Here is a 23,001-nt window from a genome sequence, read left to right as displayed (position 1 = left end):
CTCTCATATAATGAGCCGTTTGAATAGCTCGATTTGTTGTTACTAGCGAATTGACTTCGCTCATGTTTAATTCTCCGACCAATTAAGGCCGAATCACCTACACATTTACGAAACTTTGTTCAGTTTTCAAAGGACGACTTGTCCAAAAGACAACTTAAATATAGTACCAACTCCCCCCTGGTACGTCAAGGATATTTGTCAAAAAAGTTTGGCCAAGGTCAAAAAGCACATCAGACTGTACAGAAAAAGCCGCACTGCTGCGGCTTTTTGTACAACTTTATTCACCTGTGATCACGGTCTGGCCGCCCATATAAGGCACAAGAACCTCAGGGATGGTCACACTGCCATCTTCATTTTGATAATTTTCCAAGATCGAAGCGACTGCGCGTCCAACTGCTAAGCCGGAGCCATTCAGGGTGTGGACAAACTGCGGCTTGCCGTTTTCGTCGCGATACCGGATCTGTGCGCGCCGTGCTTGGAAATCCGTGCAATTCGAGCAGCTGGAGATCTCACGGTACTTATCCTGCGCTGGCATCCAAACTTCGAGGTCATTGGTCTTAGCGGAGGTAAACGAGGCATCCCCGCTAGCCAATGTGATCACGTGATACGGGAGACCCAGTTTTTGCAGCAGGTCTTCCGCGTCGTGAATCAAATTCTTGAGTTGGTTCCAGGAGTCTTCTGGCTTGCAGAATTTGACCATCTCGACCTTGTTGAACTGATGCATCCGAATCAGGCCACGGGTATCACGGCCGGCGCTACCGGCTTCAGATCGAAACGCAGGCGACAAGGCGGTTAAGCTGATCGGCAGCTTCGCACTGTCGACGATCTCGCCACGATAGTAATTCACGAGCGGCACTTCAGCGGTCGGAATCAAGGTCAGCGGTTCGCCTTCATTGGTGATCGTGTAGACGTCTTCCGTGAACTTTGGAAACTGACCAGTGCCAAACATCGAATCCGCGTTGACAAGATACGGGGTGATCACTTCCTCGTACCCTTCCTTGTAGTGCTCATCAAGGAAGAAATTGTACACCGCACGCTCGAGGCGTGCGCCGGCACCCTTATAATAGACAAAGCGCGCGCCTGCGACCTTAGCTGCGCGTTCAAAATCAAGGATGCCCAATTTTTCCCCGATCTCCCAGTGCGCTTTCGGGGCAAAATCGAATTGGCGAATATTTCCCCATTTATATTCTTCCCGCGCATCATTTTCATCTAGCGACATTGGGACGTCATCGGCAGGGAAATTCGGTAAGCGCACCATAATGTAGTTGACCTTTTCTTCAAGGTCAGACCGCTTCTGATCAAGCGCAGCGATCTGCTGGCCAACTTCACGCATTTCTTTGATCGCGTCGTCGGCATTTTCCTTTGCGCGCTTCTTGCGGCCGATCTCGTCAGATGCGCTGTTGCGCTTCGCCTTCAGGTCCTCGACTGCCATGATGACCTCACGTCTTTGGTCATCAAGGGCGATCGCTTCATCGATCTCTTCCGGCTTAACGCCGCGGGCCGCCAGTTTTTCCTTAGCCCAGTCTGGCTTGGCACGTAATACTTTGATATCTAGCATAATGGTCCTCCTCATTGGTCTATGTACACAAAAAGCCCCTCATCTCATTGGGACGAAAGGCTTTTTTCCGCGGTACCACCCAAGTTTGACGCAATGCGCCACCCTCTAGGCGGATAACGGACGCTGCCGTCCAGCTCATCGCTGACCGTGTCACTGTGCTGGAATAGGGACGCTGATGGCTCACACCGGCCGCCATCTCTCTGAAAAGTCCACATAGGCACAGACGTTTATTGACTATACTGATCTTCATGGTTCTTCCGCTCATACAATACCGCAAAAGCTGGCCATTGACAACCGTTCAATCGGTCGCCGCCACGCGGGTCAAAGCGGCGCGGTCTAAAATAGTCAGCTGCTTGCTGCCAGTTTGGCTGAGCCAGCCCGCATTTTCAAAATCCCGAAGCTTGCGCGAGATCGATTCCGGGGTCGTACTCAAAAATGCGGCTAACTCTTTTTTCTTCATCGGAAGCTTAAATTCAGCTTGGCCTTGGCTTAGCAAAAAATCGGCCAGCCTGGCTTCCACGGTCTGCGTCGCCGTCATCGTTGCCCGTGCTTCGGCCTGCTGCAGTCGTTGCGCGAGCTCATCCATCACAGCGAGGCCAACATCCGGATGCTCACGAATCAGTTGCTGAAAATCCGGTTTGCGCAGCACACACGCAACAACCGGCGACATTGCGACCGCCTCGGCCTGGTGCACAGACCGCGAAAGCAGTGCCTGGTCGCCATCGAAATCGCCGGGTTCCAGCAGCCGGATCAGCTGATCCCGGCCGCCAGACGTCACCTGATCGATCTTCACCTGGCCTTGATGCATGATGTAAAGCGCATCCGCCTGACTGCCGGCTAAATACAGCGTGTCGCCAGCGGCAAAATGAACGTGATGGACCAACGCCTGAATCTGCGTCAACGCAGACAGCGGGAGGTGATTGAAGATCGGCACGACCTGCACACAAAGATCCCCGCCAGCCGTTTCTTTCGTTTGCTCAGTAATCGACCGCACCCCCCAGGCTCATTTTTTCATCCCACAACTGCCGAATCGTCGCATACAATTCCCCGTACCAGTCGTTGGAGGTGCTGGCCGCCCATTTGTAGGTCAGCGCGCCTCCGCGTTTTTCCTTGGCGTCTGGCACCGTCGAGCTTTCGACAACGAGGTCGACAGTGCTCAGGTCCTCATCCGGGGACACAATCTCGACAAACGGCTGCGTGATCAAAAACGACAGCAGATCGATGTACCCCAGCACACTTTGTTCAACGACAGGCGCAACGCGGACTTTGACCGGCGGAATGAAATGAATGACTAGTTGCAACAGGTTGCGATAGTATGACTGGCTGAGTGGCTCGATCATATCCGCCAACCCGGTGAATTGATTGGTGAAGATCACATGCTCCAGCGTCTGCCGCACCTTTTTCGCAAGGGCCGGGTTCTCTGGCATCTGGCTCAACTTATTGTTGGCTTCATAGGCGATCATTTCAGAGATATCCTCGCCGAATTCCAGCGACGACACGGTGTTGGCAAACAAGTTGGCCTTCAGCATATTCAGCGTTTCTTTCGGCAACAGATCATCTTCCAGAAATGCCACGGGCAGCTTCGCCAAAAATTCGGTCACAAGTGTATAGATAACCGGATTGTATCGCTTGAACCGCTGGATGGTCTGTTCGATCAAGGTCGAGCTCGTGGTGACATAAAACGGCAGGAAGTTGAACAGAAAATACATGGCGGCGGATTCACCGAGTTGCTCGGACAAGGTCATTTGCGGTTGGAGCTCCCCCATCGGCCCAGCTTCTGCCTCAAACAGGTTCGCGACCGGATACTTCAGTGTCAAATGTTCCGGCTGGTAGACAATGGCGTTTCCGTCTGCCACGCGCTGCTTGGACACAGCCGCATAATACATCGCGATCTCGCGCGTCACCAAATTCGGCGTCCCCACATCATACAGCGCGACCGCCTGATCGACCAAGGCACCCATTTCGTCGCGGGAGGCGCGTTCAAAGGGCCAGCCCGCCCCATCCGTAGCCATCCAGAAGATCATCGTCAAAAACAGCCGAACGCGCTTTTCGTCTCCTTGAATGCGCAAGGTCTCATAGGAAAAACGGACCCCGAACTTCCGCGAAAACTCGCGCAACGGCTTCAAGTGGCGTAGCATCGTGGCCTTTGAGGTGTCCATGGCCTGCAAAAAGGCGTCAAAGTTGGGATACCCATGCGTCAGCAACGCCTCAAGAAATTGATACGGATGCCCATTTTGAACAAAATACAGCCGGACATCACTCGATGGAATGTTGAAAAGGCGCTTGATGGACGCATTTTTCGTGTGCGTCATTGTTTCAAGCGCGGCAACAAGGCCGTTGTATGTGTTGTAAACACTGCCATAATTGCGGCCCGTCAGCGAGGCGATCTGCTTCAAGTTGACCTCTTCGATCAATGGCTCCCCCGCCCGTTCACCGGCCAAGCGATCCACGACCGGCGTGGACGCCACCCGCGCGTTCACAATGCGCCGAAATAGGCTCATTTTTTCTGATTCTGACATTGACAGGAAAATATCTTCACGACCGCGCATTATTAAACTCCCCCAAAAATCGTCATTATGGACTGCAATGCCTCCAAATTATAAGGGCAAATGTCCATCTTTTCAATTATGCTTACAAGATTTTGACCAAATTCACCGACGTTTGTAAGCAAATCGAATCCCCACTTTGCCGGGGCCGATTGCCAAAAAGTGTCAGTTTTTGTAAAATTTGCTATACTGAATGATAAAAGGGAAGTAATACACAAGGAGGGGTGAGCATGCAATTCGAAGAGATCTTTCTTGAAAAAGCGGATCTGCAAAAATTCATGATGTTCAGTGTGCTCACCGCGTTTGACGCCGATAGTCTGACGATCACCGAGCTTTCGGCGAAGATCGGCATCTCCTATCAGCAGACCTACAACATTTTCCAAGAGCTGATCGAAGATGTGGCCGCAATCACCGGAGACAGTCGCGCCACAGTGAAAAAGTCCTTGATGGGCCCACTGCCGCTGAGGGTGACGATCGATCAGTATCGCTTCTTATTAATGGAAGACGCGATCGCGTATCAATTTGTCGATTATCTGGTCCAAGGCAGCCGGCCAAGCGTCGACCGGTTCTGCAACGAGCGCTACATCAGCCGCTCGACCCTGCTGCGAAAGACAGCCCCGCTTCGCCAACTGTTGGCCCGGTACCAGATCAAGATGTCACTGACATTGCCAGGTTTTGTCGGTGATGAAAAACAGATTCGGCTTTTTTTGACCGTTTTCTACTGGCTGGCAACACACGGATCAGGCTGGCCCTTTTCATCGATCTCGTCTGCCCAGCTGGACCGTCAGTACAATGAGCTTAAAACACACAAGGTCGACCCGATCGCGGCCCTGCAAGAGGAGCTGTTTTGGGCCGTCTGCCGAATTCGGATGGCACATGGCCATTATGTCGGCTACTGCGCGCGGTTCGAGGACGTCTTTGGCGAGATGGCCAGCTTCGACGAAACGATCTACAAGCAGGAGCTGTTCGCCAAGCGCGACCCTGAAGCCCGTCGTGCCGAGAGCTGCTTCTTTTACTTTTATCAAAATAAAACAATCAATTTCACCCCTCTGACTGACACCGAGCAGACCTTGCAGGAATTCCTGCTGAGGCAAAAGACCCCGGCGAACGATGTGGTCGAAGCACTAGGGCCATTTCTGACGGCGCGGTTCCCGGGGCTGTCTGCGGATCAGCTCCACAGTTCGACCCACTTGGCGCTCAACGTCCTGCGTGTTTCGTTTTCGTTTTACCTGATGGACGGCAATTACTTTAAGCAGGCGGATTTCTTTGGCGCAAATAAATCGTCGTATCATGAGCAGCGCCAGCGCCAGGTATTTATCGAATTTGTCGAGTCGTTGCCCGATCGACCCGCCTATAGCGCGTTCAAACGCGATCCAGAGGCCTTCGCCGAGTTGCTGTTTTACCTGTTTGTGCCGGTCCTCGCCCAGTTCACCGAGGAGGAAAAGGTCAAGCTCAAATTGCTGGTCGAGCCGACCGATATTTTGAACCGCGCCGTGTTTGACTTTGTCGATGACCTTGGCATCGCCACGCGGCTTCCGGTTTGTGCCGACCTCGACGAAGCCGACCTGGTCGTTGCAGTTCGCGACGATTACATGGCGTCGGACATCCAGCGCTGGCTGAACGGCCACGCTGCCAAGGTGATCGATTGGTACCTCGATGCCACCGTGACCGACCGGCATCAATTGTACGAACGAATTTATGCGCTGTATCAGCAAAAACAAGCCGCTGTGAACAAGCTGGCACTCAGGAATACAAGTGGGCACGCACAGGACCGTGCCGCAGCCGACTAAGCGAGAGCACCAGTTTCAGCTAAGCGCTTAGCTGCCATACAAAAAGCGTGATGCCTCCCCGCATCACGCTTTTTTAGTGCTATAACAAAACTTTCTCGTCGACCGCTGGCAGCATTTTGTTTCGTAACATCCGGTGGGCTGCGGCGGCATAAAGCGCCGTCAGCTGGCCTGCGTTGTCTGCAATCTCATACATCACGATCGTCATGATCTCAAAATGGGTAAACAGCGTTGCCTTGCGCGGTTGGGCCACCAGCCAATCGGAAAAATGCATCTCAAAATCCGAGAGGCTCCAGTTCAGCCGGCCAAGCAGTGTTTTCAGCGTCTGCTTGTCAAAGCTCGTGATCTTCACCCACGTGGTCGTGTACGTGAAGGCCGCCGCGTCGAATTCATCCCCCGGCTCTAGGTCCTGCACGATCAGGGCCATCAGCGCCGCCGCAGCCGCCTGATCATGCTGGGTATCGAGTTCGAGCTTCAACCGGTGCCTGAGCAGGACCGCCGCATACCCCGGATCATCGCCATAGTGGACCAACGCCTCATCAAGCAGGTGTTCCACTAGCGCATAGCCCTGCATCGGCCGTTCCCAGAAGCGTCGCCGCGCATGGGCAAAATCGATCACGTCCGGCAGATAATATTCGTGGATCCACAATTGATCGGCAATATCACTGAGCGCGGACTGGCCCTTGGCTGTCAGCACAACATCCCCTGGCGCCCCGCCCGCTTGAATATACCCGTTGCGCAACAATGCATGCATCGTGCGTACCGGATCCAAGCGGTAACGGTCGCGCCAAAGGGTGTCGTGCATGACATCGGTGTCCCCACTCATCGTTGCCATGTACATAAAGACCTTGGTGCTCGGTGTAAGCCGCATCCGATGGCCCCCATTCTTCGGTTTGTCCAACGTCAATATTTTACTCGCAAGTGAAAACGCTGTCAAATATTCGAGCTTGCCTGAAAAATCAATGCTCCGCCTGCGCGATATCGCCGAGCAGATCACCATCGAGGTCTTCCTGCAAAAATGCGGTGTCTTTCGTCGGCAAATGCAGTTGAAGGTCACTGAACAGTTGGGTCTCCAGCATGCCTGCGACCTGGCCGAGCGCCAACACATGCCCGCCAAAATCATGCGCGTCACTGAGAAAATGCAAATGAAAGCCAGGCGTTGCCATGCCCGCATAAAGCTGAGGCGAATAATAGCCAAGCAGCGTTCCGGTCACATTTTTCCGCGTGAAAACGGCCTGGTCCGCCGCCGTTTCAGTCAAGGTCGGATACGGCGGCACCTGCTTGGCCACCGCTCGCGTCGTGACTTGGCCAAACGTCCCGTGCAGTTGCACCGCCGCAAAGAGGTTGCGGGTGCCAAGTAGTTTCAACGCAACGTATGCGAAGGCATCCTGGGTGTCGGCGACGACTTGGCCAATCGGCTCAAACGCCGCGTGATGGACATTGGCAAATGGCACCTTGGCCGCATCTGTGTCGGCGATTGCGCGGACTTGACCATTGGCAACCACTTGATACACCTGGCCGGCCAAAATGATCAGTTCCCCATCGAGCCCGTCCAGTGTGCCAATGCCGGTGTCGCCGTGTCGCAAAAGCTCGGTCAGCGTCTGGGTGCCGGCGAATAATCCGGGCACCAAGGCGCCCAGCGTCCCATGTTGGTAAAGTAACTGGTCATCGTTTTTCGTCATCTTGGCCTCCTAGAACTGATCCGGCAACATCGCGTCACCGAGCTTGCGGTTATCCGAATAATCGACCGGAATATCGACGATCACCGGTCCCTTGGTGGCAAAGGCCTCATCGAGCACGCGCCAGAGGTCGGCCGGCTTGTCGACACGCAGCCCCTTTGCCCCAAATGCCTCTGCATATTTCACAAAATCGACCGGACCAAAATCAACACCGGCCGCCTGTCCATATTTCATTTCCTCTTGGAACTTGACCATGTCGTAGTGCCCATCATTCCAAATAATGTGGACCAGATCGCTATGCAAGCGCACGGCCGTCTCAAGCTCCATCGCCGAAAATAGGAACCCGCCGTCGCCAGACACAGAAACGGCTTTTTCCCCAGGTCGAACCAGCGTCGCGGCGATCGCCCAAGGCAACGCGACGCCCAAGGTCTGCATGCCATTTGAAAAAAGCAGGCGCCGGGGCTGGTAACTGCGAAAATGGCGCGCCATCCAGATGTAATGGCTGCCAACATCGACCACTACCGTCATGTGATCATCCACGCGTTCCTGAAGTGCCGCGATAATGCTCAGCGGATGCACGCGCGTTTGCTCAGTCAAAGCCGGCGGAACATCGCGGGCCTGGAGCTGCGCCTGCAGTCCTTCCAAAATCGGCTTTGCACTCGGCGCGACCCGGTAGCCGCGCACCAGCGGCGTCAAGATGGACAGCGTCTGGGAGATGTCACCGATCAATTCGCTTTCCGGCTGAAAATGTTGGTCGATCTCACTGGGCTGCGCGTCGATGACGATGATGCGCGCGCGACCTTCGCGATTCCAGTTGCGCGGTTCGTATTCCACCGGGTCATAGCCGATCGCGATCACTAGGTCGCTTTGCTGCAAAAGCTGATCTCCTGGCTGGTTGCGGAACAACCCGACGCGACCGAAGAAATCATGCTCCTGTTCATGCGAGACAATGCCTGCCCCTTGAAAAGTCTCAACGACTGGCAGATCAGCCGTGGCAAGGAGATCCCGCAACGCCTGTGTCACCTCTTCGGATGAGGCGCGCATCCCAAGCAGCAAGACTGGTAGCGCCGCCTCCTTGATCTGTGTTGCCAAATTGGTCATGTCCGCGGGGCTGGCCGGGCCGAGTTTTGGCGCAACACTCGGGCGAATGGCGGCTGCGTCTGTCGGCGCATCGGTCACGTCCTGGGGAATCGACACAAAGCTGGCCCCTTGCTTGCCAGAAGCAGCGGCGCGCCACGCGTTGGCAATCAGTTCAGAAACATTGTCGGGATCTTGGACCTCAGCGGCATATTTGGTGATGGGGGCAAACATCTCCGCATTTTTCATACTCTGGTGAGCCGCCCGCAGAAGGTCCTTGCGCTGGACCTGACCGGCAAGTGCTAGAACTGGGTCGCCTTCCGCCGTGGCGGTCACCAAGCCTGTGGCAAGATTCGCCGCCCCAGGCCCAGATGTGGTGAGCACGACCCCAGGCTGGCCGGTCATTCGCCCGACCGCAGCGGCCATGAATGCCGCATCTTGTTCATGCCGGGTGATGATCAGTTGTGGGGTCTCAGTGGTTGTGGGATGTTCGAGCAGTTCGAATACACGGTCGATCTTTGCGCCCGGAATCCCGAATACATAGGGGACTTGATGGGCGATCAGGCTATCGATCACTAAGTTTGCGCCATGGCGCTGAGGGTTTGACATCACAATGCCTCGCTTTCCGTTGTCTGTTTCATATCATACGCGTTCTGTTGTTGATTTCAAAATATTATTTTGTCAGTCCCCAACTAAACGCGCCTTAGCTGTTTCACTTTCATCCTGAAACTGTACTTGAAAACTCGTGAAAAAAAGAAGCTGACAACCATCTGCCGGCTTCTTTTGACCCTGTGTATGTGGGCCATGAATCAATTCAGTTTAAGTGTGATGCGGCCGATTCCCTGCTCTGCATCTTCCGTCTGGCAATGAAAGCCAAACTTGGTGAAAATATGTTGGAGCTTCGCAAAGTTGTCGCGGTCAAATGAGCTAATATTGCCATCAAGAGCCTTGACGTCAGCCTTCCGCGCCAAATTGATGAACGCTTTGAGGGCAAGCTGCGCGAGCCCCATATTTTGAAAATCATAAAAGGCTAGGCGACTTTCAGAGCCAAGCGTCTCAAGAACCGTGATGTGCATCGTGTTTTTCCAGTGATCGATGTCGAAAAGCAGCTGGGCGAGAAAGTCTGCCTTGGAGTGGCCGTATTTATCGACGTTTTCAAATGGCGTATACACGAATATCGAAAAACTGTTGCGCGGCTGGCGCTTACTTTGATAATCCGTGTAGACGATGTACTGACTCACTTGTCCACCGGCCTCGGCCATCGGCTTGTTCATACTCGACAAGATCGTGTACGCCGGATCTTTTTCGATCATCGCCAAACGTTTGGTGTAGGCCTGATCATAATCTGTTTGGACGCTCATTCTGAAACCTCCAGTTTGAATGTTGGTTTCATTATATCATTTTCAAAACAAATCCACGAGTAATAATGAACAAAAGCAATGAAAAAAAACAATTTCCATTGCGGTCACTTTTTTGACGCCCAGTTTTCAGGTAATAGACAATAATAGGCCTCTTCGCTTGCCGTCTTGCCATAAAGGCTGGCAGGAAGCGGCACGGTGAACTGATAGTGGAAGCCGGTGTGGCGAAGTAGCCGCACAGAACGCGCATTGTCGGGAAAGACCCCGGCCCAGATCTCGGTGATCTGGCGGGCAAACAAATCTGCGCAGACCAACCGCACCGCAGCGGTCATCAGACCCTGTCCCCAAAACGGCTGACCCAGTGCATAGCCGATCTCACGTGTCATGAATGCCGGGTCAGCCGGATCATTTGCCCGCGGGTAGACGCCGATGTGCCCCACCACCTGGCCTCGAAAAACGATTGCGTGATCCGTGTGTTCCTGGCGGTACCGCGTCACCGTGGCCACCGCCTCATCCATCGTCGTGAGTGGCGCCATTCCGGCAGGGGTTGTGACAGCCGGATCACTTGCGTAGGCAAAAAACGCTGCCGCATCGGCCACCTGAAACGGGCGGATCTGAATTTTCCCATCACTGAGCATTACGCACCTCCGACACAAAAAAAGCCCCCACCGCACAATTGCAGTAGGGCTCAAACAGGCCTGTTTGAATGAATTACTTCTTAACTTCGACGAACTCAACGCGCCGACGCAACTTTGGAGAATACTTCTTCAAAGTCAGACGATCAGGCGTGTTACGCTTGTTCTTAGAAGTCAGATAGATCCGTTCGCCGGTTTCGGCACAGGCAAGAAGAATATGATCACGCATCTTCTGTCACCTCTCTCATCAAGTCTAGACTAACTATATAAGCATACTGAATTAGCGGGAAATGTCAAGGAAAATCAATTGACAGGGTGCGTAGCGGGGCGTTTAGCCCTGAGCAGGTAGCTCGATCTGGACGATTGATGGCATCCTTGACGTCATCTTTCAGCACCGTTTCTTCCATAGTAAAGACATTCACTGCAATGCAGCCGAGAACTCAGTGGGAAGCGCCAACTCGGCCTTGATCACGTCATTCGAAAACGGATCAGTGAAGGTCAGCTTGCTTGCCTGAAGCAACTGATGATCGTCGGCCTGGCCATGACCATACAGCGGATCGCCGACTAGCGGGTGTCCCAACGAGGCAAAGTGCACCCGAATCTGATGCGTCCGCCCCGTTTCAAGACGCGCCTCAACAAGACTCGTCGTCGCCCCAAGCGTCAATGTCCGGTAATCCGTCACGGCGCGCACCCCTGCTGGATCAACGCGGCGATGAATGCTATCGGGCGCTTTGGCAAGCGGTCGATCGATACGTCCAACCGAGGGCTCAAGCTGCCCCTCGACCACGGCGCGATAGAGTTTTGTCACCGTCGCATCCACGCCGAGCTGGTCCAATTTTCCTTGGGCAAAGGGATGTTTGGCCAACAGCACCAAACCACAAGTGTCCCGGTCGAGGCGGGTGATCACAGCCGGCTGCGGTGCCGTGATGCCCTGTTCGGCCAGATACCCCGTCGCTGCATTCAACAGGCTGTGGGTGGGGTCGCTGGGACCAGGCACGCTGGCCATGCCGACCGGTTTGTCGACGATCAACCAGTCCCGCGTCTCCTTGATCACAACCAGAGGCTGGTGGCTTTGCACGATCAGCGGTTGTGTGAGCAGCGTGAAGCCAACCTCATCGCCGGGGAGCACCGGCTGATTGCCAGTCACCTGGCCATTTTTTCGCACGGCCCCTGCGGCAAATAGTTTTGCGAGCAGCCGATGACTGACGCCTTCCGCGGCCAGCTGCCGTTTGACGGTCGTGGCGCGGTCGACTGGATACGTGAATTCAAAATACACCTGCCTCGCCCCTTTCATTCCTCTCATTATACCGAATCTCACTGGGCGAATGGGGTAAACTGAAGGAAACGTATAAGGAGGCCGACATGGAAGACCCAACTCAAATCATCGACCAGCACCTCACTGAAGGGGCATTTTATTTTACGACAACGCAATGGCAAGGCAGACTATCTGCCGTCAACGACCATCTCTTACGTCTGACCGTGAAGCAAGGCGGCGCGTGGCCAACGCACCCGACGATTCCGGCCGCGCTGCCAGTCGAGAAAAATGGCGACGAAACGGTGGCAACTGGCGGCACTGACCAGGTCTATCGCACGCCGATCATCACGGCGGCAGAGACGACGCCCCTGACAGCCAGCAAAGCCGATCAAGTCAGCGTTGGCGCGGTCAAACTCACCCTCACCCACGGCCAACTGCGGCTCAGTCGAAATGACGCACCGCTTGTCACAATCTACTTGCCGACATTTTCCGACGGCGCCTGGTCCCTGCGATTACGCACCGCGACCCTGCCACATTATTTTGGCGGCGGCATGCAAAATGGAATGGTGTCGCTTAACGACCGGCTGATCGCGATCGCGACAGAGAATCGCTGGACCCTCGGCGGTGTAACCAGTCCCGTCCCGTTTGCCTGGACCACAGAAGGATTTGGGCTGCTAGCCAACACGTTTACCAAAGGCGCCTATGACTTCTCCGATCTTTTCCGCGGCGCCGAATTCAGTCATGACGACCCGGTCTGCGATGTCTATTTTGTCATCGGGCAAACACCCGCCGACATGATTCGTGGTTATTTTGAGTTGACAGGCAAGCCGGTCCGCTTGCCGCGTTTTTCCTTTTATCCGGGCCATTTCAACGCGTATAACCGCGATCACTGGGTCGCGGTCACGGCAGCGTCGGCCGGTGCCATTCAATTTGAGGATGGCAATTGGTATAAAGAATATCAGCCGATCAGCGACGAGACGTTCAACACCGGGTTTCGCCGCGGGACGATCACCGTGGCCGGCCAGTCCTTGGTCCCCAATGTTTATGGCAACGGCCAGGTGACATTTCTGGACCCAGACGAGAATGGCATGCCTCGCCGATCGATTCGCGAAACACTGAATGGCGAGCACGACTTCCAATTTTCCGCGCGCGCGGTGATCGAACGCTATCGGAAAAACGGGTTCGCGCTGGGCTGGCTGCTGCCAAATGACGGCTACGGCGCGGGGTACGGTCAAACGGCGAGCTTCGCCGGTGACCTCACCAACTTGCGCGCCTTTCGCGACTATGCGGCCAGCCGCGGCATCGCAACGGGCCTGTGGACGCAAAAAAAGTTGACGCCTGCCGACCCGGCCCATCCGCAAAAAGGCGAGCGTGATCTGGTACGCGAACTCAAAGAAGCCGGCATCACGGCGCTTAAGACAGATGTTGCATGGGTCGGGGAAGGCTATACATTCGGCCTGAACGCCACGGCTGAGGCCGGCGCCGCCATGCGTGCCTGCGATCGGCGGCCTGCCATCGTCACCGTCGATGGTTGGGCGGGGAGCCAGCGCGGCGCCTTGGTGTGGAGCGGCGATCAAGCCGGCAGCAATTGGGCCAATCTGAAAACGCATATCGGCAGCTATTTATCAGCCAGCTTATCCGGCCTCGTGAATGTGGCCAGCGATGTGGATGGTATTTATGCTGGTCGCGACCCGCTCATCGCCTTGCGCGACCTACAGTGGAAGGCGCTGACGCCACACTTTTTTGCCATGGACGGCTGGGGCGATGTCCCCAAGTTACTGGGCCAAAACGCCCCTGCCCCGTACAAAACCCTCGCCCAGGCGTACCTCGCCCTGCACACGATGCTGGTGCCATATCTGTATAGCCTGGCCGCTTTAGCTGAAAATGGGGCGCCAGTGCTGCGGCCAACTTGGTGGACCGGCGATCAGGACGCACTGACGCAAGATCTCACGGATCAGTTTTTGGTCGGCGACGACCTGCTCGTCGCGCCGCTGATCGATGCCTATGGGTTGGCGACAACGGGGGCGGCAAAACGCGCACATGTCTATTTACCAGCCGGCAGTTGGCTCGATCTTCAGACCGGCCTGTGGCAACAAGGCGGCCAGACGCTGGCCGATGTGTCCGTCCCACTTGCTGGGCTTCCCGCGTATCTGCGGACAGGCGCGGTGATTCCTTTGACCTTGCCGCACCAAAATCCGGCCGCCGCCCAACCGGATCTGATCGTGTTGGCCGTGCCTGGCGCCAGCCGCACAACGACGCTGGTCGAAGATGATGGCGCAACGCTTGCCTATCAGACTGGCGACCAAGCGCTGATCACGCTGATGACAAAAGCCACCGGATCCGATTTTTCCGTGACGATCGCGCGGAGCCAGGGCAAAAAGACCGTCGCCCCGCGGCCGGTGACGATTTTCATCCCAACCGTCAGTGGTGCCGCCGAGCTCTCAGCCACGCTTGGCGATGCGCCGCTTGCCGTGCACACCACGTTCGGCCCAGCGCCGGTCGATCCATTGGGCCGCTGGCGGCCGCTATCTGGGTTGACCATTGATTGCGGCGTGTGTGACCCGGCCAAACGCCTCACCATCAACGTAGCCGGCTTGCGCATCAACGCCACAGAGACGCGGGCATAATTCGCGTTATCATGCGCGAAAAAGGAGGACAAAATGACAGCAGAAATTGCGTATGGCACTGACGCCTTGCAGCGGGCGGATCTGTATGTTCCGGGGCACGCAAATGGGGCCGCGCTGGTGTTTATTCACGGCGGCGGTTGGTTTCGCGGCGATAAGCGCCGGGACAGTGAACTCGCGACCGCATTGGCAGAAGCTGGATACCTCGTGGCCGCAATCAATTACCGCCTCGCCCCGGCCGCGCTTTTTCCAGCCGCGCAAAACGATCTGACAAATTTCCTCACTTGGTTCAAAGCCAGCGACTACGAGTTCGACCGCCAGCGGATTGGCCTGCTGGGTGCCAGTGTCGGCGGGACCATGGCTCTGACAGCCAGTCTCGCATCAGGCTATCCAGTCGTGACATGGTCGGCGATTCTTGATTTCGCCAACTGGATCAACGAACATCAAGCCGTCATCCCTGCGCTGGCCGGCGACCAAGAATTGGGGCTGACCGACCGTCACGCGATTCACGACGCTTTTTATAAATATTTCGTTCAGACCTATCTCGGCGACCTGAGTCAGGAAAAATTGAACGCGGTCGATCCACTGGCCCATCTGACCAACACGCTCGGCCCCACGCTGCTCTTCAATGGGGCGGATGAGCTGCAGCCTCTTTCGGGGGCGCTCCAATTCGTCGCCCGCGCCGCCGCAATCGATCGCGATATCATGTTACATGTGGTGCCAGGCGCCGGGCATGCACGCGATTATACTGAGTTTGCGCTACCGAGCACATTACGCTTTTTCGCGGACCATCTGGCAAAATAAATCGCTCAGCGCTCAAAAGCGACGTGCGCGTATGCACGTAAACAAGACGGCCAGTCCCGAGTTTTTCTCAGGACTGGCCGTCTTCAGTTCAATGTCGTTACTTGGTCAAAACAAGTGGGGTGCTGGCGCCTGTGGTCCATTCAAGATGGCCATTTGCCAGTACCAGATACAGCGCATCGGCTTCGTGATCCAGCGGCGTGAAGATGAAGCCATCCCCTGCTGCCTGCGCTTGGTAGCGGCTCGTGAGCGCCTGGCCGTTTTGTGTCACGGTCATCGTGGTCGCCGTCAACGTAACGGTGACAGCCGCATTGTGCCATGTGCCGTAAAAGTTGCTAAGCGCTGGCTGCTGAGCAACGACGGGGCTTGTCGTCCTCGTCTGTGTCGCGGGCGAGGTGGCTACTTTCTTCGTGGTAGTCGCTTTTTCCGGCGAAGAAACGACTGGTGCGGCCGGCTTCGCTTGTGCCTTCTGAGCGGCCGGCGTTGATTTGGTCAGTTGCTCAGATGCTTTCGCTGCCTGCGTCTTTTTGGCAACGGTCTGTTCGCCTGAGACGCCCGCTGTTTTCTTTGTCGTCGACGCTTGGCGAATCGCAGAACTCGTCTTCGGCTTTGCAGTCGCGGCGGGCTTGCTGAGAGAAACAGCCTTCGCATTGCGCGGGACCACCGTTGTCCGGGCTGCGCTTGCCTGATCGATATGCGCTTGAACACCAAGGCCAGACGCTGCGCCGACACCCAAAACAACTAATCCGATCACAACCATTTTTTTCATCATCAACGCCTCGCTCATCTGGGCTCACCCTTATTTGATGGCTCAAGTATAACACGGTCTGAAATGTTTTTGTAATCTGTTTGTTACAAAACGATTTAAGAATGGCTTAAGAACGCGCCTGATGTGACGAGGCTGTCACATGGCAACTATTACAAAGCTGTCCGCCCCAGAGTTGCTAAGTTTTCCCCAAGCACGGCCAAGACCGGCAGCCAGTGTGCTACAATTCTGACATCACCATGACAAGGAGGTGCACCATGTCACTTATCGCCCTTTTACTCGACGGGCTGGCCTTTGCTGGCTATTATGTGCAAAATACGCAACGCGCTTATTACACGCCGGGGCTCGCCCTGCAAGTCGTGATCACTGTTTTGCTGTTGATCATGCTGTTCACCTACTCAGGCAAACGCTTTGGGTGGTTCAACTTCGCGACCTGGGCCCACAACTTCACGTTCCGTTACGCGATCATCGTGTTGTCGTTTATCATCAACGCCGCAGTCCTCGCGCTCTACATACTGAACGCGACCGGCACCAACTCATTGATCTTCCAATAACCAGTTCTGCAGGCCAGCCGCGTGCTGGTCTTTTTTTACGCAAAACGACTGCCAACAGAAAATTTAGTAAATAATTGTCCGTCTCCGAATTTCCTGATGTGAAGCGATTTTTAGTGTTGACAGCCAGCGTGTCATCGAAAGTAAGCCTTTCATTTTTGGTCTAGTTTTAGTAAACTATCCGTGACCGATCAAGAAGGGAGCTGTTGCCTATCACCACCCTAAAAGATATTGCAGCTGCGGCACATGTTTCTAGCGCCACCGTCTCGCGTGTGCTCAATGCGGACACCTCGCTGCAGGTGTCCGCGGCCACGCGCCAGCGGATCTTTGCCGCAGCGGAAAGCTTGAACTACACCAAACATCAAACCCACCCTACGACCTCGGCCGGCACCGTTGCCTTGGTGCAATGGACCACCGAGGCCGGCGAACAAGGCGATCTTTATTACCGAGCCATTCGCTGGGGCGTGGAAAATCAATTACAGGCTGATGGCTATCAAGTGGCCCGCAATTTTGCCCCGGATGGCTTGCCGGCTGCAAGTGGCCTGGCTGGCGTGATTGCGATCGGAAAATACAGCCACGAGCAGCTTGCCGCTTTTGCCGGGCTGGGAAAACCGCTGGTGGTGATCGATCAAGATACCCTCGATGACGACATCAGCTGTGTGACCACCAGCTTTGGCGCACCGGTGCAGGCAATCGTGGATCACTTTTTCACCCATGGGCGCACGCACCCCATCATGATTGCCGGCGTCGAGCAAACCACGGATGGCCAGCCGCTTCATGACCCGCGGCCGGAAGCCTTCACCACCGCCATGACGCGGCGCGGCCAAAAGCCTGTGCTGTACAGCGGTCCCTTCACCATCGAAGGCGGCTACCAGGTGATGAAAAAAATTCTGAGCCAGCCGGCTGCTGCCCACTTCGACGCGCTTTTTGCTGCGAGCGATAACATGGCGATCGGCGCGATCAAGGCACTTCAGGAACACCACCTCAACGTGCCAGAAGACGTGGCCGTGATCGGGTTCAACGACATGGCAGTCGGCCGCTTCATCAACCCGAGTTTGGCGACGGTCCATATCGCCACGCAGGAAATGGGCATCACAGGCGTTGAGTTACTTGAAAAAATGATCAAAACACCGGGCAGCCAAATACGCATCACCCTTGCCAGTCAATTGCTGGTGCGCGACAGTGCCGCTCTATAAGGAGGAGCATCATGACAGTTTCAGATTTAAAGGCAGGATTTGCCGCACGGTTCGGTCGCCAGCCTGCTCAACAGTATTTTTCCCCAGGCCGCATCAACCTGATCGGTGAACACACAGATTATAATGGCGGCCATGTCTTCCCTTGCGCGATCAGCTTGGGCACCTATGCCGCGGTCGGCGAAAGCGGCGATCAGGCCTTTCATCTGTTCTCGGCCAGCATTCCCAACAGCCCGGTCATCACGTTGCCGATCGACGCGCTGACAGGGGGCAAGGACGGCCAGTGGAGCGACTATTTCAAGGGCATGGCCCAGCAATTGCTCAAACGCGGCGCCACCTTCGACCGCGGGCTGAACATTTACATCGATGGCGACTTGCCAAATGGCGCCGGGCTTTCCAGTTCCGCCTCGATCGAGCTGCTGACCGGCATCATTCTCAAGGACAATTTTGACCTGACCGTCACCATGCTCGATCTGATCAAAGATGGCCGGGCAACGGAAAACGACTTTATCGGGGTCAACTCTGGCATCATGGACCAGTTCGCGATCGGCATGGGCACCAAGGACCACGCGACCCTGCTGGACACCAATACGCTTGATTACGAAAGCCTGCCGCTGGTGCTCGGCGACAACGTCATCGTCATCATGAACACCAACAAACGCCGCGAACTCGCGGACTCCAAATACAACGAGCGCCGCAGCGAATGCGAAGAAGCCCTGCGTCGCCTTCAGACCCAGCTGTCGATTCAAAGTCTCGGCGACCTGAGCGAAGACGCATTTGATCAAGCCAGCTACCTGATCTATGACGACACCTTGATCAAGCGCGCGCGCCACGCTGTTTTTGAAAATCAGCGCACCTTAAAGGCGGCTGCGGCACTCAAGCAAGGCGACCTCACAGGCTTTGGCCATCTGGTCAGTGCCTCGGGGGTGTCTCTGGCCTACGATTATGAAGTGACCGGCAAAGAGCTCGACACCCTTGTGCAAACAGCCTTGGCGCAACCCGGCGTGTTAGGCGCACGCATGACTGGTGCCGGGTTTGGCGGTTGTGCGATCGCCTTAGTCGCAAAAACAGCGGTGCCGGCCTTCACCGCAGCGGTTGGGCAAGTCTATCAGGACACGATCGGCTATCCGGCCAGCTTCTATGTGGCAGAGATTGCAGACGGCCCACGCCGCCTCGACTAACTCATTGACGAAGAAAGAAGGACATCACATGGCAATTGCAGTTTTAGGTGGCGCCGGCTATATCGGCTCCCACACTGTGAAACAATTATTGAACGCAGGCGAAGACGTCATTGTGCTCGACAACCTGATCACCGGCCACCAGCAGGCGATCGATTCGCGCGCGCGTTTTTACCAAGGCGACATTCGCGACTACCATTTTTTGAGCCAGGTCTTCAGCCAGGAAGACGTCGAGGGCATCATTCACTTCGCCGCGTTTTCCATCGTCCCGGAATCGATGAAGGACCCGCTGAAGTATTTTGACAACAACACCGGTGGCATGATCACCTTGCTGGAAGCGATGCACCAATTCGGCATCGCGAAGATCGTCTTTTCTTCAACAGCGGCAACTTACGGCGAGCCGACCCAGATTCCGATCAAAGAGACCGACCCGCAGATCCCGACAAACCCCTATGGCGAAAGCAAGCTGGCGATGGAAAAAATCATGCACTGGGCCGATGTCGCGTATGGCATCAAGTTTATCGCCCTGCGCTACTTCAACGTGGCCGGCGCCATGCCGGACCACACGATTGGCGAAGATCACCATCCAGAAACGCATCTGATTCCGATCATTTTGCAGGTGGCGGCCGGCACACGCGACGGCCTGCAGATCTTCGGCGATGATTACCCAACCAAAGACGGCACCAACGTTCGCGATTATGTGCATGTCGTCGACCTTGCCGATGCCCATGTGCTTGCGCTGAACTACCTGCGCGACGGCCATGCCAGCGACGCCTTCAACCTGGGCTCCGCCACCGGTTTTTCCAATCTTGAGATTCTTGAAGCGGCGCGCCGGGTGACTGGCCAAGCGATTCCCGCCACCATCGGCCCGCGCCGTGCAGGAGACCCAAGCACACTGATTGCCGCCTCTGACAAAGCCAAGTCCGTCCTCGGCTGGCAGCCAAAATTCGACAACATCGATCAGATTCTTGAGACCGCCTGGAATTGGCACCAGACCCATCCCCAAGGCTATGGTGATCGCGCATGAACGCTGTCGAACGCCAAGTCGCTTGGATTCTTGACCAAAACTCGGACTTTTCGCCGCTCGACACCATTTTTCTGACCAACCGGCTGCTGGCGGATTGCGGCGATGAGGCCCTGGCCCTGCCGGCAAAGGATGATGCCTTGGCCAACCTCGATCAACTGGTCGAAGCTGGCGTGCAGGCAGGCAAGACCCCTGATTCGCTGGTCGGCCGCCAGATTCTTGAGGCCGAGCTGATGAGCTGGGCAGCACCAAAGCCGAGCACGGTCAACCGGCTCTTTTGGGAAAAATACGCCGAGTCCCCCCGCCGCGCAACAGATTGGTTCTTCCAACTCAGTCAGGCGGACAACTATATTCAGACCCGAGCGATTGCCAAAAACATCGCCTTCCCTGCCCACACGGATTATGGGGACCTGGAGATCACCATCAACCTGTCCAAGCCGGAAAAAGATCCAAAAGATATTGCGGCAGCGGCCAAGGTCAAGGCAAGCGGTTATCCTGCCTGCGCGCTGTGCTTGGAAAACGAAGGCTATCTCGGCCGACTTGACGCGGCGGCGCGCGGCAATCACCGGGTCGTGCGGCTGGCGGTCGGTGGCCGGACCTGGGGCTTTCAGTATTCGCCGTATGCTTACTTCAATGAACACGCGATCTTCCTCGACAGCTTGCACGAACCGATGCGCATCAGTCAACAGACCTTTGCCAACCTGCTCGACCTGGTGACGCTTTTGCCCGATTATTTTGTCGGGTCAAACGCGGATCTGCCGATCGTGGGCGGCTCGATGCTGGCCCATGAGCATTACCAAGGCGGGCGCCACACCTTTGCCATGGCCAAGGCGCCGGTCGAAAAACCGGTCGCACTCGGCATCGACAATGTTTCATGCGGCATCGTCAAATGGCCGATGAGTGTTTTGCGCCTGACCAGCGATGATAAAATGGCGTTGACCGCTGCTGCGGAACAGATTCGCAAGGCTTGGGCAAGCTACAGCGATGAGACCGTTGACGTGCGCGCCACAACCAATGGCGTCCCGCATCACACCGTGACTCCGATCGCCCGGCGCAGCGGAACGGCCTATCAGCTCGACTTGGTGTTGCGCGATAACCAAACCAGTTCCACGTTTCCAGACGGTATTTTCCACCCGCATGCGGATGTCCAGCACATCAAAAAGGAAAATATCGGCTTGATCGAAGTGATGGGCCTGGCCGTTCTGCCAGCCCGCCTGCAAACGGAATTAGCTGAAGTTGAGAAATACCTGCTCGGCCGACCAAACGAAATGCGCGAGGCGCACAAACCTTGGGCCGAGCAGCTCAAACTGGCAGGCGACTGGACCGCCGCCAATTGCCACGAACGCGTGCTGCAAGCGGTCGGTCAAGTCTTCAGCCGAGTGCTTGAAGACGCTGGCGTGTTCAAGCGTGATGTCGCAGGCCAAGCGGCATTTGCCCGATTCTGTGCGACCCTGCAGTGAAGAGATAAAGGAAAAGCGCTGAGTCATCGCGACCCAGCGCTTTTTTCATGCTTGCGGGCCTGTTTCTTCTATTAAAAGGGCAACGCCGCCGGAAATTGCTATAATAAATCGAACGGAGGTGGCGTGATGGCGGCACAAAAAGAGATTCTGGACCTGGCCGGCCGCGTCGGCAAGATCTTACTGGAAAATGGGGCGGAGACCAGCCGCGTTGAGGGCACGGTGGAATACATCGGGCAAGCAGCCGGCCTGGCCCTGACGTGTCACGCAACCATGACGGCGATTTTCGTCGACGTTAACGATGACGCCACCACCCATTTGGTCAAGGTGCGCACCGGGGACTTCAACTTGCAAAAAGTCGACGAGATCAACAGTCTCTCACGCCGCTTCTCCGCTGGCCTGATCGATTACGCGACCCTGGAAAAAGGGGTCGCCCGCATCGATCGGCAGGTGATCGATTTTTCCTGGCCGGTGAAAATTCTCGGGGCCGGCCTGGTCTCTGTCGCGCCAATGCTGCTTTTTCAGGCAACATGGGTCGATCTGGCCTGGGCGTTTGGGGTCGGCATTGCCGGCTATCTGGCCGCGCAATGGACCGGCTGGCACACCAAGACACCGTATATCGCCAGTGGTGTTGGCGGCTTGGTGATCGGTCTGCTTGCGGCGCTGATTCAGGCGCTGGGGCTGGGCAATTCGGCCGACAACATTGTCATCTCCGCCTTGATGCCGCTGGTGCCAGGCGTTGCCCTGACGAATTCGTTGCGCGAGCTGATCGGCAAGCACACGATCTCGGGCATGGTGCGCGCGGTGGATGCCGTGCTGGTCGCAGGCGCGATCGGTGGCGGCGTTGTTGTTGGCAGTTTTTTGATCCACTGGATCGTGAGGTGAGCCCATGGCAGTTCGGTTGTTGATCGGTTTTATCGTCGCCTTTGCGTCTTCGGTCGGCTTTGGCATCATCACCAATGTCCCGCGCCGCACCCTTTTGCCTGCAGGGGTGACCGGCGGCGCCTCCTGGGTCGTTTACCTCGCCATGGGCACCGTCACTACCAACGTCCTGCTACCCAACTTGCTGGCCGCCGTCACCATCGGCTTACTCGCAAACGCAGCGGCGGTGCTGGTTCGCGCCCCTGTGAATGTGCTGTACATTCCCTGCTTGGTCGCCTTGGTACCTGGCGCGATCATCTACATGGCAATGAAAGATTTCACACTGGGCCAAGACAGTGCCGCTTCCCAAGGGTTCATCAAAACGCTGACCATCGCGATCGCCTTAGCCGTTGGATTTGTGATCGCCGAAGCCATTTTTGCCCAGATTCGCCCTAGCTTTCGCCGCTGGGTCGACAAACACGTCCCATTGCCCAGGACTCTGCGCGAAGAAGAGCAGCGCTGAACTGCTAAGATCTGGCATCCGAAAAAACACGCCACCCCGTCTCGCAAAAAGGGGTGGCGTGTTTTTTGGTCGTTGCGTCCCTGAAGTCGATCCTGAGGCGTCGGTTATTTGGTCCATTTATCAGCACA

Annotated in this window: 21 protein-coding genes and 1 pseudogene; 11 read left to right on the top strand and 11 right to left on the bottom strand. The window is 55.9% G+C overall.

The genetic code is table 11. From position 1 onward, the window contains the following. Positions 1-277: 277 nt before the first annotated feature. The 3 genes from serS to EKM95_RS04920 form a co-directional block, all read right to left on the bottom strand. A complete protein-coding gene (gene serS, locus EKM95_RS04930) occupies positions 278-1,558 on the bottom strand; it encodes a serine--tRNA ligase (RefSeq protein WP_125696734.1) in 1,281 nt (426 codons plus the stop codon). A gap of 298 nt (positions 1,559-1,856) precedes the next feature. Beyond that, positions 1,857-2,552 (bottom strand): Crp/Fnr family transcriptional regulator, encoded by a 696-nt coding sequence (locus EKM95_RS04925; protein WP_125696733.1) that lies wholly within the window; start codon positions 2,550-2,552, stop codon positions 1,857-1,859. Next, entirely contained in the window at positions 2,536-4,077 is a 1,542-nt protein-coding gene (locus tag EKM95_RS04920) for a helix-turn-helix domain-containing protein (protein ID WP_164510090.1), read from the bottom strand. Before EKM95_RS04920 ends, EKM95_RS04925 begins: the two co-directional genes overlap by 17 nt. 257 nt (positions 4,078-4,334) lie before the next feature. On the opposite strand from EKM95_RS04920, the gene EKM95_RS04915 reads away from it, so the two are divergent. Then, complete coding sequence (locus tag EKM95_RS04915; protein WP_125696731.1) at positions 4,335-5,894, top strand: helix-turn-helix domain-containing protein; 1,560 nt, start codon at positions 4,335-4,337, stop codon at positions 5,892-5,894. A 79-nt stretch (positions 5,895-5,973) separates the two neighbouring features. Here the strand turns inward: EKM95_RS04915 and EKM95_RS04910 are convergent, their stop codons facing one another. The 7 genes from EKM95_RS04910 to EKM95_RS04880 all read right to left on the bottom strand — a co-directional run bounded on the left by EKM95_RS04910 (position 5,974) and on the right by EKM95_RS04880 (position 11,916). Further along, the gene (locus EKM95_RS04910; protein ID WP_125696730.1) at positions 5,974-6,762 is read right to left on the bottom strand and encodes a hypothetical protein; all 789 of its coding nucleotides are present in this window, start codon (positions 6,760-6,762) and stop codon (positions 5,974-5,976) included. An 88-nt stretch (positions 6,763-6,850) separates the two neighbouring features. Further along, entirely contained in the window at positions 6,851-7,573 is a 723-nt protein-coding gene (budA, locus tag EKM95_RS04905) for an acetolactate decarboxylase (protein ID WP_125696729.1), read from the bottom strand. A gap of 9 nt (positions 7,574-7,582) precedes the next feature. Continuing rightward, a complete protein-coding gene (alsS, locus tag EKM95_RS04900) occupies positions 7,583-9,256 on the bottom strand; it encodes an acetolactate synthase AlsS (RefSeq protein WP_125696728.1) in 1,674 nt (557 codons plus the stop codon). 200 nt (positions 9,257-9,456) lie between these two features. Beyond that, positions 9,457-10,008: a hypothetical protein gene (locus EKM95_RS04895; RefSeq protein ID WP_125696727.1), complete on the bottom strand. Its 552-nt coding sequence runs from the start codon at positions 10,006-10,008 to the stop codon at positions 9,457-9,459. Between the two features lie 104 nt (positions 10,009-10,112). Continuing rightward, positions 10,113-10,643, bottom strand: coding sequence for a GNAT family N-acetyltransferase (locus EKM95_RS04890; protein WP_125696726.1), 531 nt, complete (start codon positions 10,641-10,643; stop codon positions 10,113-10,115). A gap of 73 nt (positions 10,644-10,716) precedes the next feature. Further along, positions 10,717-10,869, bottom strand: a complete 153-nt coding sequence (rpmG, locus tag EKM95_RS04885) for a 50S ribosomal protein L33 (protein ID WP_125696725.1) — start codon at positions 10,867-10,869, stop codon at positions 10,717-10,719. A gap of 189 nt (positions 10,870-11,058) precedes the next feature. Continuing rightward, a complete protein-coding gene (locus EKM95_RS04880; protein ID WP_125696724.1) occupies positions 11,059-11,916 on the bottom strand; it encodes an RluA family pseudouridine synthase in 858 nt (285 codons plus the stop codon). 86 nt (positions 11,917-12,002) lie between these two features. Here EKM95_RS04880 and EKM95_RS04875 point away from each other — a divergent pair, with 86 nt between their 5' ends. Continuing rightward, positions 12,003-14,522, top strand: coding sequence for a TIM-barrel domain-containing protein (locus EKM95_RS04875; RefSeq protein ID WP_125696723.1), 2,520 nt, complete (start codon positions 12,003-12,005; stop codon positions 14,520-14,522). Between the two features lie 33 nt (positions 14,523-14,555). Then, the gene (locus EKM95_RS04870) at positions 14,556-15,323 is read left to right on the top strand and encodes an alpha/beta hydrolase family protein (protein WP_125696722.1); all 768 of its coding nucleotides are present in this window, start codon (positions 14,556-14,558) and stop codon (positions 15,321-15,323) included. A 97-nt stretch (positions 15,324-15,420) separates the two neighbouring features. Here EKM95_RS04870 and EKM95_RS04865 read toward each other — a convergent pair whose 3' ends face one another. Next, complete coding sequence (locus tag EKM95_RS04865; protein ID WP_164510089.1) at positions 15,421-16,089, bottom strand: hypothetical protein; 669 nt, start codon at positions 16,087-16,089, stop codon at positions 15,421-15,423. Between the two features lie 254 nt (positions 16,090-16,343). On the opposite strand from EKM95_RS04865, the gene EKM95_RS04860 reads away from it, so the two are divergent. The 8 genes and pseudogenes from EKM95_RS04860 to EKM95_RS04830 all read left to right on the top strand — a co-directional run bounded on the left by EKM95_RS04860 (position 16,344) and on the right by EKM95_RS04830 (position 22,873). Next, a complete protein-coding gene (locus EKM95_RS04860) occupies positions 16,344-16,640 on the top strand; it encodes a hypothetical protein (RefSeq protein WP_125696720.1) in 297 nt (98 codons plus the stop codon). A gap of 203 nt (positions 16,641-16,843) precedes the next feature. Next, complete coding sequence (locus EKM95_RS04855) at positions 16,844-17,833, top strand: LacI family DNA-binding transcriptional regulator (RefSeq protein WP_125696719.1); 990 nt, start codon at positions 16,844-16,846, stop codon at positions 17,831-17,833. An 11-nt stretch (positions 17,834-17,844) separates the two neighbouring features. Continuing rightward, positions 17,845-19,011, top strand: coding sequence for a galactokinase (locus EKM95_RS04850; protein WP_125696718.1), 1,167 nt, complete (start codon positions 17,845-17,847; stop codon positions 19,009-19,011). Positions 19,012-19,039: 28 nt separating this feature from the next. Next, positions 19,040-20,035, top strand: coding sequence for a UDP-glucose 4-epimerase GalE (galE, locus tag EKM95_RS04845; RefSeq protein ID WP_125696717.1), 996 nt, complete (start codon positions 19,040-19,042; stop codon positions 20,033-20,035). Continuing rightward, positions 20,032-21,492 (top strand): UDP-glucose--hexose-1-phosphate uridylyltransferase, encoded by a 1,461-nt coding sequence (locus tag EKM95_RS04840; RefSeq protein WP_125696716.1) that lies wholly within the window; start codon positions 20,032-20,034, stop codon positions 21,490-21,492. The genes galE and EKM95_RS04840 overlap by 4 nt, the downstream gene beginning before the upstream one ends. Positions 21,493-21,521: 29 nt before the next feature. Beyond that, positions 21,522-21,596 (top strand): annotated as a pseudogene (locus tag EKM95_RS11980) (hypothetical protein); the annotation flags it as partial. A gap of 22 nt (positions 21,597-21,618) precedes the next feature. Continuing rightward, positions 21,619-22,374 carry a threonine/serine exporter family protein gene (locus EKM95_RS04835; protein ID WP_125696715.1) on the top strand — a complete coding sequence of 252 codons (756 nt, stop codon included), beginning with the start codon at positions 21,619-21,621 and terminating at the stop codon, positions 22,372-22,374. 4 nt (positions 22,375-22,378) lie between these two features. After that, positions 22,379-22,873: a threonine/serine exporter family protein gene (locus EKM95_RS04830; protein ID WP_125696714.1), complete on the top strand. Its 495-nt coding sequence runs from the start codon at positions 22,379-22,381 to the stop codon at positions 22,871-22,873. Positions 22,874-23,001 lie beyond the last annotated feature (128 nt).

This window comes from Lacticaseibacillus yichunensis (assembly GCF_003946405.1).
Classification (GTDB): Bacteria; Bacillota; Bacilli; order Lactobacillales; family Lactobacillaceae; genus Lacticaseibacillus; species Lacticaseibacillus yichunensis.
The sequence above is the reverse complement of the archived record's forward strand: the minus strand, read 5'-3'. Positions and strand labels throughout refer to the sequence as shown.